At 70.0% G+C, this 13,054-nt stretch carries 14 protein-coding genes; 10 read left to right on the top strand and 4 right to left on the bottom strand.

Annotated features, from left to right (window positions below; all coding sequences use genetic code 11):
• The first annotated feature begins 12 nt into the window (after positions 1 to 12).
• Positions 13 to 183, top strand: a complete 171-nt coding sequence (locus ABTZ89_RS09445; RefSeq protein ID WP_351042218.1) for a hypothetical protein — start codon at positions 13 to 15, stop codon at positions 181 to 183.
• Positions 184 to 226: 43 nt separating this feature from the next.
• Here the strand turns inward: ABTZ89_RS09445 and ABTZ89_RS09440 are convergent, their stop codons facing one another.
• Entirely contained in the window at positions 227 to 538 is a 312-nt protein-coding gene (locus tag ABTZ89_RS09440; protein WP_270948853.1) for a YciI family protein, read from the bottom strand.
• Between the two features lie 204 nt (positions 539 to 742).
• Here ABTZ89_RS09440 and trpS point away from each other — a divergent pair, with 204 nt between their 5' ends.
• Together trpS and ABTZ89_RS09430 are read left to right on the top strand one after the other, a co-directional pair.
• On the top strand, positions 743 to 1,708 hold the full coding sequence (trpS, locus tag ABTZ89_RS09435) for a tryptophan--tRNA ligase (RefSeq protein ID WP_270948854.1): 966 nt from the start codon (positions 743 to 745) through the stop codon (positions 1,706 to 1,708).
• A 177-nt stretch (positions 1,709 to 1,885) separates the two neighbouring features.
• Entirely contained in the window at positions 1,886 to 2,500 is a 615-nt protein-coding gene (locus ABTZ89_RS09430; protein WP_351042214.1) for a Uma2 family endonuclease, read from the top strand.
• Here the strand turns inward: ABTZ89_RS09430 and ABTZ89_RS09425 are convergent.
• Together ABTZ89_RS09425 and ABTZ89_RS09420 are read right to left on the bottom strand one after the other, a co-directional pair.
• Positions 2,497 to 3,345 (bottom strand): NUDIX domain-containing protein, encoded by an 849-nt coding sequence (locus ABTZ89_RS09425; protein ID WP_351042211.1) that lies wholly within the window; start codon positions 3,343 to 3,345, stop codon positions 2,497 to 2,499. The two genes, ABTZ89_RS09430 and ABTZ89_RS09425, sit on opposite strands and share 4 nt — an antisense overlap.
• 109 nt (positions 3,346 to 3,454) lie before the next feature.
• A complete protein-coding gene (locus tag ABTZ89_RS09420; RefSeq protein ID WP_351042208.1) occupies positions 3,455 to 4,141 on the bottom strand; it encodes a response regulator transcription factor in 687 nt (228 codons plus the stop codon).
• 518 nt (positions 4,142 to 4,659) lie between these two features.
• Between ABTZ89_RS09420 and ABTZ89_RS09415 the strand changes: the two genes are divergently transcribed.
• From ABTZ89_RS09415 to ABTZ89_RS09385, 7 genes are all read left to right on the top strand, one after another.
• Positions 4,660 to 6,249, top strand: coding sequence for an ABC transporter substrate-binding protein (locus tag ABTZ89_RS09415; RefSeq protein WP_270948858.1), 1,590 nt, complete (start codon positions 4,660 to 4,662; stop codon positions 6,247 to 6,249).
• Between the two features lie 11 nt (positions 6,250 to 6,260).
• On the top strand, positions 6,261 to 7,214 hold the full coding sequence (locus ABTZ89_RS09410; protein WP_270948859.1) for an ABC transporter permease: 954 nt from the start codon (positions 6,261 to 6,263) through the stop codon (positions 7,212 to 7,214).
• Complete coding sequence (locus tag ABTZ89_RS09405) at positions 7,211 to 8,110, top strand: ABC transporter permease (protein ID WP_270948860.1); 900 nt, start codon at positions 7,211 to 7,213, stop codon at positions 8,108 to 8,110. The genes ABTZ89_RS09410 and ABTZ89_RS09405 overlap by 4 nt, the downstream gene beginning before the upstream one ends.
• 94 nt (positions 8,111 to 8,204) lie before the next feature.
• The gene (locus ABTZ89_RS09400) at positions 8,205 to 9,974 is read left to right on the top strand and encodes an ABC transporter ATP-binding protein (protein WP_351042203.1); all 1,770 of its coding nucleotides are present in this window, start codon (positions 8,205 to 8,207) and stop codon (positions 9,972 to 9,974) included.
• Positions 9,974 to 11,074, top strand: coding sequence for a serine hydrolase domain-containing protein (locus tag ABTZ89_RS09395; RefSeq protein ID WP_270948862.1), 1,101 nt, complete (start codon positions 9,974 to 9,976; stop codon positions 11,072 to 11,074). The genes ABTZ89_RS09400 and ABTZ89_RS09395 overlap by 1 nt, the downstream gene beginning before the upstream one ends.
• A gap of 117 nt (positions 11,075 to 11,191) precedes the next feature.
• Positions 11,192 to 11,602, top strand: coding sequence for a GNAT family N-acetyltransferase (locus tag ABTZ89_RS09390; RefSeq protein WP_351042200.1), 411 nt, complete (start codon positions 11,192 to 11,194; stop codon positions 11,600 to 11,602).
• A 99-nt stretch (positions 11,603 to 11,701) separates the two neighbouring features.
• Positions 11,702 to 11,998 carry a 4a-hydroxytetrahydrobiopterin dehydratase gene (locus tag ABTZ89_RS09385; protein ID WP_270948864.1) on the top strand — a complete coding sequence of 99 codons (297 nt, stop codon included), beginning with the start codon at positions 11,702 to 11,704 and terminating at the stop codon, positions 11,996 to 11,998.
• An 18-nt stretch (positions 11,999 to 12,016) separates the two neighbouring features.
• Here the strand turns inward: ABTZ89_RS09385 and ABTZ89_RS09380 are convergent, their stop codons facing one another.
• Complete coding sequence (locus ABTZ89_RS09380) at positions 12,017 to 12,970, bottom strand: FAD-dependent oxidoreductase (protein WP_351042197.1); 954 nt, start codon at positions 12,968 to 12,970, stop codon at positions 12,017 to 12,019.
• Positions 12,971 to 13,054: the final 84 nt, after the last annotated feature.

The following is a 13,054-nucleotide window of genomic DNA, read 5'->3' as shown; positions in this document are numbered from 1 at the left end:
GAGAGAAGCATCGTGGGCAAAGGCACCATCAAGGTCAAGAAAAAATGTTGCCGCTCGCAACCTCCCTGCAAGAGCTGCCCGATCGTGGTACTGCGCGACCTGCTCCGCGAAGCCAAAGCGGACGAGGTCAAGAAAGAGCAAAAGAAGGCAAAGAAAGCGGAAAAGAAAAAGAACGCGAAATGATCTCACCGCGGCGCCCGCCGCGGCCTCGGCCGGTGAGCGGTGATTACTTGTGGGCGACCGGGGTCAACGGGTCGGCGTACTTCGCCAGCTCCGGGATGGTGCGCAGCGCCTGGAACTCGATCACCTCGTAGCGAACCAGCTTGTGCAGGGCAAACGGGTCCGTGGCGAGGATCGCGTCGAGGCGGCCGCGGGACATCGCGCGGGCGATGATCACCCCGCCGCTGCGCGGGTGGCGGTGACCGGCCGCGATGAAATCACCGGCGTCGTAATGCTGGGTGACCCATTCGTAGTGATCTACCAACTGGGCGTCGATTTCCGATTCCGGGGCGGTGTATTGCAGCAGCACTACAAACATGCTTCCACGGTAGCTCTTCGACTTGACCGCTGCCGATCACCAAGCGGTAACATTGATTCGTGCGCGCATTGTCGAACAACTGGTGGACCGCCTCCGGGCGGCCCGACGCAGCGCACTGACGCACTCCGAAATCGGCCGCTCGACCGGGCGGCCGAGCAGTGCCAGGTCGATCCCGGTGGCGGTCGCCGACCACAGGAGAGACCCATGACCCGCTTGTCCGGGATCACCCCGTCCGGCCACGTCCAGCTCGGCAACTACCTCGGCGCGGTGCGGCGGTGGGCCGCCGAACGCGAACCCGAGGACCTGTTCTTCGTCTCCGACCTGCACGCCATGACCACGCCGAACCGCCCGCAGCGGCTCCGCGCGCTCACCCGCGAGCAGTTCGCCGTCCTGCTCGCCGCGGGCATAGATCCGGATTCGGTGTTCGTCCAGTCCGACCTGGCCGGCGAGCTGGGCGCGCTGAACTGGATCCTGGAGTGCACCTGCTCGTTCGGCGAGGCCGCCCGGATGGTCGAGTTCAAGGAGCGCGGCGCCGGGCAGGACGGTTCGCGCGTCGGCCTGCTGACCTACCCGGTGCTGATGGCCGCGGACATCCTGCTGCAGGGCGCGAGCCAGGTGCCGGTCGGCAGCGACCAGGACCAGCACGTGGAGCTGGCGCGCACGCTGGCCCGCCGGTTCAACTCGCACTACGGCCAGGTGTTCGTCGTCCCCGAGGCGGTGGTGCCCAAGACCGCGGCCAGGGTGCGGGACCTGGCCGATCCGGGCCGCAAGATGGAGAAGTCCAGCCCCCAGTCCCCCGGCGTGGTCTTCGTGCTCGACGAGCCGGACGTGATCCGCCGGAAGTTCCGCCGCGCCGTCACCGACGGGCTGGACCGGATCCGCTACGACCCGGACGACCAGCCGGGGGTGGCGAACCTGCTGGAGATCCTGGCCGCCTGCACCGGCACGAGCCCCTACACCGCAGCCGGCTCGACCAGCACCTACGCGGAGCTGAAGGACGTGGTCGCCGAAACGGTGATCGAGGAGCTGCGCCCCCTGCGCCGGCGCACCTTGGAACTGCTGGACGACCCCGCCGAGCTGGATCGCATCCGCTCCCACGGAGCGAAGCGGGCGACCGAACGGGCCCAGCCCCGCCTCCAAGCCGCCTTCCACGTCACCGGCCTGCGCTGATCGGCCCCCGGGGGACGCCTTCAGGTGGACCGACCACCCGAAGGCGTCCCCCATCGTCCATTCGTTCACCAGTTCGAGTGGAGCACCTGGCGAACCGATGATCAGTGCCGACAACCTGGGCTCATGGGTACTGTGACTGAAGGCAACACCGCGTTCTTGGTCGAGAGGAGTGCCGCCGTGGCTGCACCGTCGTTCGACCCGCACGCCCCGTTCGACCCGCTGGTCGATCTGGACGGCTTGTGGACGCCTGAACTCGCCGACAGGTACCTGCCGATCCCGGGGATGCCCCCGGCCAAGTACGAGTGCCTGGACGGAAAGCTGATCATGAGCCCCTACGAAGGTTCAGCGAACATCTACGCGGCTGACGAGCTCTACATCCGCATGCGAGCGCCCGCCCGGCAACTCGGCGGAAACGCCTACACCACGCTGAACCTCGAAATGCCGCAGTTCTCCTCGCTGCGCTGGACCCAGCCGGACTTCGCAGTGCTTCGGGAGCCCGCACGCGGACGTGTCTGGATTCCAGCCCAGGCCTTCCTGCTCGTCGGCGAATGCGTGTCACGGTCGACACGCCGAAACGACTACGTCGACAAGCCCGCGGAGTACGCCAAGGCCGGCATCCCGTACTTCATGCGTGTTGAGATCAAGTACGAGCAGGAACGCGCGTCGGTGGAATTGCTGCGGCTCGAAGACGGAACCTATCGCGATCACGCGAAGGCCCTGAGCGGCCAGACATTCGAGACGGACCTGCCGTTCCCGCTGTCGTTCGACCCCATCGAACTGCTGGAGCTCTAAGCCTCGGCCAGGAGGTCTCGGAGGGAGTGGACCAGGACCCGGTCGGCGTCGAGCCAGTCGAGGTCGGTCAGCTCGTCGGGTGCGACCCAGCGGACCTCGTGGTGCTCCACCGCTTCCGGGATCGCCGTCGGGTCGGCCAGCTCTGCCACGTGGACGCGCAGCAGCATGCCGTTGTTGAGCGGGACGTCGGTGCCGACCCGGCCGGTCGGGCACACCTCGACGGCCAGTTCTTCCCGGCATTCCCGGACGACCGCGGCCTGCTCGTCCTCGCCGGGCTCGACCCGGCCACCGGGCAGTTCCCAGCGCCCGGCGTCCGGCGCCGGGTAGCTGCGCTGCTGCGCCAGCAAGCGTCCCTTGTGGACGATGGCGGCACCGACGACGACCTGGCGGCTCGCCCAGGACTCGGCGAGTTCGCGCACCGCGTCGATCCGGCGCGCCAGCACGTTCAGCACGAAGCGGCGGCCGATCGCGACGTCGGCCAGCCGTCCCAGCGGCCCGAACGGGGTCGTCCAGTGGACCGAGTCGGTCAGCAGCGTTCGCGGCCCGGCCGCGGCGAGCACCGACTCGTGACGCAGCTCCGGCAGCAGGCCGGACACCAGCACGGAACTCAGCGCGTCCGCGTCGGCGCGCACGATTCGAGTGGTCAGATCGACCGGGAGGCGGGCGATTTTCGTGTGGAAGACGAGTTCATCACCGGGCACCAGCAGTGCCGCCGGACGGGTCGCGGCGGTGCCGCTGATCCCGATGTCCGCGAGGCCGACCTCCGCCGTTCGCGTGTGCCGCAGCGCGGCCCCCACCGTGGCGACAGGTGCCTCGATCAGTCCCGTGCTCCGCAACACCGACACGTGGAGACATCTTGCCCGACAAGGCCCGGCGGGCCGATACCCACCTCCGGGCAGACCCCGACCCCGACCTCGTACTTGTTGCTGAAGCAATCAGTTGGCAGGCCGTCGATCAGGCCGGCTGGGCGCAAACCCGGTAGCCCTGGCCCCGCACGGTTTGCACCATCGCGTCGGCGCCGGCCGCAGCGAGCTTGCGGCGCAGGTAGCCGATGTAGACCTCGACGACGTTCCGGGTGACGAGCTGCTCCTCGCCCCACACCATGCGCAGCAGGTCGTCCTTGGGCACCACCGCATCGGGATGGCTGGCGAGCGCGACCAGCAACCCGTACTCGCGGGGCGAGAGCGAGATCGACTGACCGGCCCACCGCACCTCGCGTCCGGCGCGGTCTATCTCCAGCTCGCCGACCCGCAAGCACATCTGCCTGCCCGCGGTGTCGCGCCGCCGCAGCAGCGCGCGCACCTGCGCGGCCAGCACCAGGAAGGAGAAGGGTTTGACCAGGTAGCCGTCCGCACCGAGGTCCAGTCCGTCGGCCTGGTCGACCTCGCCGTTCTTCTCCGAGATCAGCAGCACCGGGATGGTGACGTCCTGGGCGCGCAGCCGCTCCAGCACCCGGTAGCCGGACAGGCCGGGCAGCACGACGTCGAGCACGAGGACGTCGAAGGCGCCGGTGTGAGCCAGGCGCAGGGCCTCGGTGCCGTCGGCCGCGGCGGTGACTTCCATGCCTTCGGCGGACAGCCCTCGCTGCAGGGCTGCTCGGATCCCGGGGTCGTCGTCCACCACCAATACGCGCGGCACCATGCTTTCCAGCATGCCGAGCGGAGGGCGGGTCGGGCGCCGAACTCGCGATCCGTTCTCAGATGGCCACCTGTTTCTCAGGCTGATCTCAGCATCCGGCGACCGTCCGAATTGTCCGCATGACCCGCAGTAGCGGCGGGCTGTGAGATGCCTCGCCGGCTTCGCACGCGGTCGACGCCGCTCGAACGAGCCGCGTCAACCGCCATCGGGACCATCCGGGATCGGCGAAACCCATGGCCAAGCCAGGTGCGCAAACCGGATCAAGCGTTGCGAAAGTAGCAAGGGAACACAACGTTTGATCGTCGCAGCGAAACGAGGGGTTGACACATCGACCCAGCACATGACGTCTTGACAGCCCCCTTCCCGTCCGCGAAGGTCGATGCGATCGATTGACTGATCAATCAGTCGCGCATCGAAACGCAACACCAGCGGGGAGCTGCCGGGGCCGACCGGACGGGCGGGCCGACCGACTCGAGTCGAGCCGACGCGTGCCCCCGCGAGACACAGGAGGTACCGCCCGGATGGCGAGCAGAGGACAGTCGAACGCCGCCCCGAGTCGTCGCGACTTCCTCCGGTACGTCGCGGCGGGTGCCGGCGCGGTGGGAGCCGGAACGTTGATCACCGGCTGCTCGGGCGGCGCGGTCCGCAAAGCGCCGGTGCCGACCGGCCCGCCGCAGTACGGCGGACGGCTGCGGGTCGGCGTCGTCGGCGGCTCCAGCAAGGACACGCTGGACGCGCACGCCACCGTCACGCACCCGGACCAAGCACGGATCTTCCAGCTCTACGACACCCTGCTGCGCTACGACGACGAGTACCAGGTCCAGCCGGCGCTGGCCGAGTCCGTCGAGTCCGACCCGCAGGCCCTGACCTGGACGATCCGGCTGCGCGACGGCGTGGAGTTCCACAACGGCAAGACCATCACCGCCGACGACGTGATCCACACGCTGCGCCGGATCGCAGACCCGGCCGACCCGAAGAACGGCGCGGTCGGGCTCAGCTCGCTGGACCTCAACGCCATGCAGGCGCTGGACCCGCGCACCGTCCGGCTGACCCTGTCCCGCCCGGACGTCACGCTGCCGGACCAGTTCGCCGAGTACGCCAACGGGATCGTGCCCGCCGACTACGACCCGAAGCGGCCGGTCGGCAGCGGCGCGTTCAAGTTCGACTCCTTCGAACCCGGCCAGCAGAGCCTGTTCACCAAGCACGCCAACTACTGGCGCGAGGGCGAGCCGTACCTGGACGAGCTCGTGATCATCGACTTCCCGGACGACACGGCGCGGATCAACGCGCTGCTCGGCGGCCAGGTCGAGGCCATCGACCAGGTGCCGCTCGGGCTGCTGCGCGTGCTCGACGCGGACCCGAACCTGCGGCTGCTGGAGTCGGAGACCGGCTCGTGGATCCCGTTCACCATGCGGGTGGACCGGCCGCCGTTCGACGACGTGCGGGTCCGGCAGGCGTTCCGGCTGGTCGTGGACCGCGAGCAGATGATCAGGCAGGTGCTCGGCGGCCACGGCACGGTCGGCAACGACCTGTACGCCCCCGCCGATCCGCTGTTCAACTCCGGCCTGCCGCAGCGCAAGCGCGACGTGGCCAAGGCCCGGCAGCTGCTGCGCGAGGCGGGCAAGGAGAACCTGACCGTCGAGCTGGTGACCTCGCCGGTGGCCGCGGGCGTGGTGGAGGCCGCGCAGGTGTTCGCCCAGCAGGCCGCGGAAGCCGGCATCACGATCAACATCCGCCGGGTGGACAGCGGCGAGTTCTTCGGCGACATGTACCTGTCCTGGGACTTCGCCCAGGACTTCTGGTTCACCCGGAACTTCCTGGCGCAAGCCGGCTCCGGAAGCCTGCCGGATGCCCCGTACAACGAAACCCACTGGGACCACCCGGAGTTCAACGACCTGGTGAACCAGGCGCGGGCGACCACCGATGAAGCGCGCCGCAAGGAGCTGATCGCGCGGGCGCAGCAACTCGAATGGGAGAGCGGCGGCTACATCGTGTGGGGCTTCCCGAACCAGCTCGACGCGCACAGCGTGCGGGTGGTCGGCCTCAACTCGGACAAGAGCGGCATCCCGCTGAACTCCTACGGCTTCCGGCACGCCTGGCTGGCGAAGTGAGGGGACACCAGATGACTCGAATGCTGGTCAAGCGCATCCTGCTCGGCTTGGTGATCCTCTGGGCGGTGTCCGTGGTGGTCTTCCTGGCCACCCAGGCACTCCCGGGCGACGCCGCGCGCGCCATCCTCGGCCGCGAGGCCACCCCCGAGCGGCTGGCCGCGCTGCGCGAGCAGCTGCACCTCGACGAGCCGCTGTGGATGCAGTACTTCTCCTGGCTGGGCAACATCTTCCAGCTCAACCTCGGCGAGTCCTACGCCAACGGCATGCCGGTGACCGAGCTGCTGAGCTCGCGGCTGAACAACTCGCTGGCGCTGATGCTGTGCGCGACGTTGATCAGCGTGCCGCTGTCGATCCTGGTCGGCACCTACAGCGCGCTGCGCCGCGACAAGACCTTCGACCACACCACCTCGGTGGTCAGCCTGGTGCTGGCCGCGCTGCCGGAGTTCGTGGTCGGCATCCTGCTGGTGCTGCTGTTCTCCACCGGCGTGCTGAACCTGCTGCCCGCGGTGTACGTGATGACCGGGTCGGGCTCGGCGTGGAGCGATCCGGTGCAGCTGGTGCTGCCGACGTTGACGATGGTGCTCGCGGTTTCTCCCTACATCGTGCGCATCATGCGCGCCACCATGATCGAGGTGCTGGAGAGCGAGTACGTCCAGCAGGCCCGGTTGAAGGGCATGCCGGAGCGGACCGTGATCCTGCGGCACGCGCTGCCGAACTCGATCGGCCCGGTGGCCCAGGTGATCGCGCTGCAGCTGGCCTGGCTGGCCGGCGGCGTGGTCATCGTCGAATTCCTGTTCCGCTTCCCCGGTATCGGGTTCGCGCTGGTGGACGCGGTGAACAACCGCGACCTGCCGGTGGTGCAGACGCTGACGCTGGCCATCGCGGCCGTCTACATCGTCGTGAACCTGCTGGCCGACGTGGTGAGTCTGGCCGCCAACCCGAAGGTGAGGTCCGCCGCGCGATGACCACGACTGCGCAGAAAACCAACACCTCGACCAGTTCCGCCCCCGCGCCGCGCGCGGTCGGGGTCTGGCGGGCCGCGCTGCGGCTGCCGCGGACGAAGATCGGCCTGGCGCTGTCGGCGCTGGTGGTGCTGACCGCGATCGTCGGTCCGCTGCTGGCCCCGCACGCCGCCACCGAGTTCGTCGACACCCCGTTCTCCGACCCGACCGGGGCGACCTGGTTCGGCACCGACAACCTGGGCCGCGACGTGCTGACCCGGTTCCTGCACGGCGGTCAGACGCTGCTGCTGCTGGCGGCGCTGGCCACCCTGCTGGGCGTCGGTGGCGGCGCGCTGCTGGGCATGTACGCCGGTTACCGCCGCGGCTGGCTGGACGAGCTGCTGATGCGCTTCGGCGACATCGCGCTGGCGTTCCCGCAGGTCGTGCTGGCCCTGCTGTTCGTCAGCGTGGTCGGCCCCGAGCTGTGGCTGCTGGTGCTGGTGGTCGGCGGCAGCCACCTGCCCCGCGTGATGCGCGTGGTGCGGGCGGCCACCCTGTCGGTCGCCGAACGCGACTTCGTCAAGTCCGCCGAGGCGATCGGCCTGTCCAAGTTCCGGATCCTGCTGGGCGAGATCCTGCCGAACGTGACCGGCACCGTGCTGGTCGAGCTCGGCCTGCGGTTGAACTACTCGATCGGCCTGGTCGCGGGCCTGAGCTTCCTCGGTCTCGGCCTGCAGCCGCCGACCGCGGACTGGGGCCTGATGATCAACGAGAACCGGATCGCCCTGACCGTCCAGCCGTGGGCGGTGGCGCTGCCGGTGCTGGCGATCGCGATCCTGACCATCGGCACGAACCTGGTCGCCGACGGCCTCGCCCGCTCCGTCGCAGGTGTCGACCGAGGCATCGAGAAGGCCCGCTGATGCTCACCGATCACGCAAATTCAATGGAAATTGGACACGCGATTTCAACGGAAATCGTGCCGGGTTCCCGCCGATCCCACCTCCGGAGGTGTCGATGACTTCCCCCGCTCTGGACGCCGCCGGCCTGGAAATCCGAGGGGTTCCCTCGGAGGCCGCCATCGTCGCCGACGTCTCGTTCACCCTGGCCCCGGGCGAGATCCTGGGCCTGATCGGCGAATCCGGTTCCGGCAAGACCACCCTGGGCCTGGCGATGCTGCGCTACTGCAAGCGCGGCACCCGCATCGCCGACGGCCGGATCCGCGTCGGCGACACCGACCTCATGGACCTCCCGGCCAAGCAGGCGGCCGCGCTGCGCGGTCGCCGGGTGGCCTACATCCCGCAGTCCCCCGCCTCCGCGCTGAACCCGGCGCTGCGGCTGATCACGCAGCTCAGCGAGGCCGTGCACGACGTCTCCGGCGAGGCCGCGCGGAAGCGGATCAAGCAGGTGCTCACCGAGGTCGCGCTGCCGGACGACGACGAGTTCCTGCGCCGCTACCCGCACCAGCTCTCAGGTGGTCAGCAGCAGCGGATCGCGATCGCGATGGCGTTCGTCGGCCGCCCCGAGGTGGTGGTGCTGGACGAGCCGACCACGGGTCTGGACGTCACCACGCAGAAGACGGTGCTGGCCACCATCCGCGAGATGTGCGAGCGGCACGGCACGGCCGGCGTGTACATCTCGCACGACATGGCGGTGGTCGCCGAGCTGGCCGACCGGATCGCGGTGATGTACTCCGGGCGCATCGTGGAGACCGGCCCGACCGAGCAGGTGCTCAACGAGCCGCGCCACCACTACACCGCCGGTCTGGTGCTCGCGGTGCCGGACCTGGACGGCAAGCGGGCGATGCAGGCCATCGACGGCCAGGCCCCGTCGCCGCTGAGCCGTCCGGGCGGCTGCGCGTTCGCGCCCCGCTGCGCGGCGGCGACCGACGAGTGCCGCAGCGAGGTCCCGCAGGTCGAAGAGGTCTCGCCCGGGCACGAGATCCGCTGCCTGCACCCGCGTTCCGGACGGCTCGTGGCCGAGCCGCGTCCGCAGGGCACTTCGCCGGAAGCTGCCGAACCGGTGCTCGAGGTGCGCAACATCCGCGCCTGGTACACGGATTCGCCGGTGCTGCACGACGTTTCGCTGTCCGTCGAGCCGGGCACCTGCCTGGCGCTGCTGGGCGAGTCCGGCAGCGGCAAGACCACGCTGTCGCGCTGCCTGGCCGGTCTGCACGCCAAGCACGAGGGCTCGGTGCTGCTGCGCGGCGCCGAACTCGCGCCCAGCAGCGCGAAGCGCACCCGGGACCAGCGGCGCCAGGTGCAGTACGTGTTCCAGAACCCGTACGAGTCGCTGAACCCGCGCCGCCGCGTGCGCGACCTGGTGGCCCAGCCGATCTCGGTGCTCGGCGGTGGTTCCGGCGGCAAGAGCACCGAGGAGCGGGTGATCGAGGCGCTGGAGCTGGCCGCGCTGCGCCCGGACATCGCCGAGCGCTACCCGGACCAGCTCAGCGGTGGTGAGCGGCAGCGGGTGGCGATCGCCCGCGCCCTGGTCACCCGGCCCGACGTGCTGATCTGCGACGAGATCACCTCGGCGCTGGACGTGTCGGTGCAGTCGGCGATCGTCGACCTGCTGCAGGACCTGCGCGAGCGGATGGGCCTGGCGCTGGTGTTCGTCACGCACAACATCGCGCTGGTGCGCAACATCGCGCAGCAGGTGGCGGTGCTGCAGGGCGGGCGGATCGTGGAGCACTCCTCGGCCGACGAGCTGTTCGCCGCGCCGCAGCACGAGTACACGCAGTCGTTGCTGGCCGATGCTCCCAACTTCGAGCTGGAGGCGAGCAGCTGATGGGTGGTTTCGACCAGGTCGGCGAGGAGTTCGCCGCGATCGTCGCGGAGGACGACGCCGGGGCGGCGTTCGCGGTGTTCCGCGACGGCGAGCAGGTCCTCGACCTGCAGGCCGGGCACCGCGATCCCGAGGGCGCCGAGCCGATGACGACGGACACCCTGATGCCGATCTTCTCCGGCACCAAGGGAATCGTGGCCACCGGCGTGGCGCTGCTGATCGACCGCGGCGCGATCGATCCCGAGGCACCGGTGACCCGGTACTGGCCGGAGTTCGGCGCGGCGGGCAAGCAGGACGTCGCGGTGCGGCAGCTGCTCTCGCACTCCGCCGGCCTGCCCTACCCGGAACGCCCGGTGACCAGGGAAGACGCGGCGGACGACCAGGCGATGGCCGCGCTGCTGGCCGCGCAGGCACCGCTGTGGCCGGTCGGTTCGACCACGGCCTACCACGCGCTGACCTTCGGCTGGCTGGCCGGCGAGCTGATCCGCCGCGTGGACGGCCGGGCGGTCGGCGAGTTCCTGCGCACCGAGATCGCCGAACCGCTCGGCGCGGATTTCTGGCTCGGACTCCCGGAATCGGAGTGGCCGCGCACCGGTCGGCGCTGGCGCGCCGCCGACTACCAGGTGGCCAACCGGCTGAACACCCCGGAAGCCCTGGCCTACCGCGACAAGGTGTACGGCAACCCGCCCTCGCTGCTGGGCGACGGCGCCCCGTGGAACACCCCGGACTGGTGGACCAGCGGCCTGCCAGGTGGCGGCGCGATGGCGTCCGCCCGCGGCATGGCGGCGGTGTACTCGGCGCTGGTGAGCGGAAAACTGGTCGCCGAGTCCACAGTGGAGCGGATCAGCCGCGAGGAGAGCCGGGGAACCGACCCCGGCACCGGGCGTCCGCTGGTCTTCGGCCTCGGCTACGAGCTCCAGGACGCGCTGGAGACCTACGGCCCGTCGACCGACGGCTTCGGGCACAGCGGAGCGGGCGGTTCCCTCTTCGGCTGCTGGCCGAGCGCAGGTGTCTCGTTCGCCTTCAGCCCGTGCTTGATGCGCACCGAAGGCTTCGACGACCGAGCGCACCGCCTCCTCACCGCCCTGCACACCTGCCTCTGAGCCGATCCGATGTGGGGTGCCCGTCCAGAACCGGCACCCCACATCGTGGTTTCGCGGCCGCGCTCAGCACCGAAAATCCGTGTCGCGGAGGGCGTGCTCGGCAGTAGCCTGGCGCGCATGGAATTCGAGGTGGACGACTCCCGGGATCGGGTGGACCGCGACGTGGTCTGGAACTTCCTGTCCACGCAGGCGTACTGGGGCGGGTGGCGCCGGCGCGAGCACGTCGAGCGCCAGATCGACCTGGCGTGGCGGGTGGTCGGCGCCTACCGGAAGTCCGACGGCCGGCAGATCGGCTTCGCGCGGGCGTTCTCCGACGGGGTGGCCGGCGCCTACCTGGCCGACGTGTTCGTCCTCCCGGAGGCCCGCGGCCACGGCGTCGGCAAGGCCGTACTCCGCACCATGATCGAGGACGGCCCAGGCCGCGACTTCCGCTGGATGCTGCACACCGACGACGCCCACGGCCTCTACCGGGCCTTCGGCTTCACCGAACCCGACACCACCTACCTGGAACGCCCCCGACCCGCCTGACCAACGCCGAACCGTTCGCACGAAATTGACCACTCCTGGGGTGACAGCGCACCGGAACGTCCGGTGGAGTTCGGCGGGCGGAGCCCCCACCATGTCCTCATGACCGAACTACTCACCGACACCCAGGTCGCCGCGGCGCTCGAACACCTCCCGGAATGGCGGCAGGACGGGGCCCAGCTGTCCCGCACCGTCGAGTTCGCCAGCTTCCCGCAGGCGATCCAGGCGGTCACCCGGATCGCCGAGATCGCGGAGAGCGAGAACCACCACCCGGACATGGACATCCGCTGGCGCACCGTGGCGTTCCACTGCAGCACGCACTCCAAGGGCGGGATCACGGCCAACGACACCTCGCTGGCCCAGGAAATCGACAACGTGGTCGAGCAGCTGAAGTCCTGACGCAGCGCCGGTGGCGGGTCAGCCCTCCGCCAGATCCGCCACCTCGAAGGCGCAACCCCAGGACAGCGCTACCCCGCAACCGCCGTGCCCGTAGTTGTGGATGATCCGCGCCCCCTCGTAGTGCTCGACCTCCACTCGCACCGACTCCCGCCCGGGCCGCAGCCCGACCAGCTCCTCGAGCACCTCGGCCTCGCCGAGCCGCGGCTCGATCGCGGCGCACCGCCGCCGGATCCCGGCGCTCACCGCCGGCCGGACCACCCGGTTCCACTCCTGGGCCTCCGCCACGCCGCCGAGCACGACGCGGTCGCCGTGCGGCATGTACGAGGTGAACTCACCCGAGTCGGTCAGCTCGACGAAGTACTCGTCGATGCCGGGGTTGCGCACCACGACGTGCTGGCCGCGCACCGGGTGCACCCCGGGATCGCCGACCAGCTCGCGCGCACCCACACCGGTGCAGTTGACCACCGTGCTCGCTTCGGCAGCCGCGTCGGCCAGCGTCGGAACCGGGCTGAGCTGCAGGTCTCCCCCGGCGTCCCGGAACCGCGCGACCAGGTGGTCGAGGTAGCGCGGCATGTCGATCAGCGGCACCGTCCCCCGGTATCCGCTGGTGAAGCCCTCGGGCAGTTCGTCCGAGGTGCAGCGCCGCAAATCGGGGATCAGCCGGGCTTCGGTCGGGACCGCGTCGCCGAGGTCGAAGCGGGCGGCCATCCGACCCGCGCACAGGTGCACCCCGGAGGTGTCATCGCGGGCGAGCGCGGTGAACTCCGCGTGCGACCGGGTCACCCAGTACAGCACCGGCTCGGCAGGCCTGAGCTGCGCCGGACCCCACATCGCACCGGCCACCGCTGAGGTGGTCGCGCGCGGCCGGTCCTCGGTCCGGATCCGAACCGGCCAGCCCGCCTCGGCGAGCACGACGCCGCAGGTCAGCCCCTGCACCCCCGCGCCGATCACCAGCACCTGTTCACCGGTCATCCTCGAAACGCTATCAGCGATCAGCCCTCCCCGACGAGCTGAAGTTCTGCCTGGTCAGGGGCCGTGAGTCTTTTGCGTCGCTAT

This window comes from Saccharopolyspora sp. NPDC002686 (assembly GCF_040295745.1).
GTDB lineage: Bacteria > Actinomycetota > Actinomycetes > Mycobacteriales > Pseudonocardiaceae > Saccharopolyspora > Saccharopolyspora oryzae.
The sequence above is the reverse complement of the archived record's forward strand: the minus strand, read 5'-3'. Positions and strand labels throughout refer to the sequence as shown.

What these genes read in the sequence shown, in the direction of transcription:
- ABTZ89_RS09440 (WP_270948853.1), bottom strand. Translation starts at nt 538, where the DNA reads ATGTTTGTAGTGCTGCTGCAATACACCGCCCCGGAATCGGAAATCGAC.
- trpS (WP_270948854.1), top strand. Translation starts at nt 743, where the DNA reads ATGACCCGCTTGTCCGGGATCACCCCGTCCGGCCACGTCCAGCTCGGC.
- ABTZ89_RS09420 (WP_351042208.1), bottom strand. Translation starts at nt 4,141, where the DNA reads ATGGTGCCGCGCGTATTGGTGGTGGACGACGACCCCGGGATCCGAGCA.
- ABTZ89_RS09415 (WP_270948858.1), top strand. Translation starts at nt 4,660, where the DNA reads ATGGCGAGCAGAGGACAGTCGAACGCCGCCCCGAGTCGTCGCGACTTC.
- ABTZ89_RS09410 (WP_270948859.1), top strand. Translation starts at nt 6,261, where the DNA reads ATGACTCGAATGCTGGTCAAGCGCATCCTGCTCGGCTTGGTGATCCTC.
- ABTZ89_RS09405 (WP_270948860.1), top strand. Translation starts at nt 7,211, where the DNA reads ATGACCACGACTGCGCAGAAAACCAACACCTCGACCAGTTCCGCCCCC.
- ABTZ89_RS09400 (WP_351042203.1), top strand. Translation starts at nt 8,205, where the DNA reads ATGACTTCCCCCGCTCTGGACGCCGCCGGCCTGGAAATCCGAGGGGTT.
- ABTZ89_RS09395 (WP_270948862.1), top strand. Translation starts at nt 9,974, where the DNA reads ATGGGTGGTTTCGACCAGGTCGGCGAGGAGTTCGCCGCGATCGTCGCG.
- ABTZ89_RS09390 (WP_351042200.1), top strand. Translation starts at nt 11,192, where the DNA reads ATGGAATTCGAGGTGGACGACTCCCGGGATCGGGTGGACCGCGACGTG.
- ABTZ89_RS09385 (WP_270948864.1), top strand. Translation starts at nt 11,702, where the DNA reads ATGACCGAACTACTCACCGACACCCAGGTCGCCGCGGCGCTCGAACAC.
- ABTZ89_RS09380 (WP_351042197.1), bottom strand. Translation starts at nt 12,970, where the DNA reads ATGACCGGTGAACAGGTGCTGGTGATCGGCGCGGGGGTGCAGGGGCTG.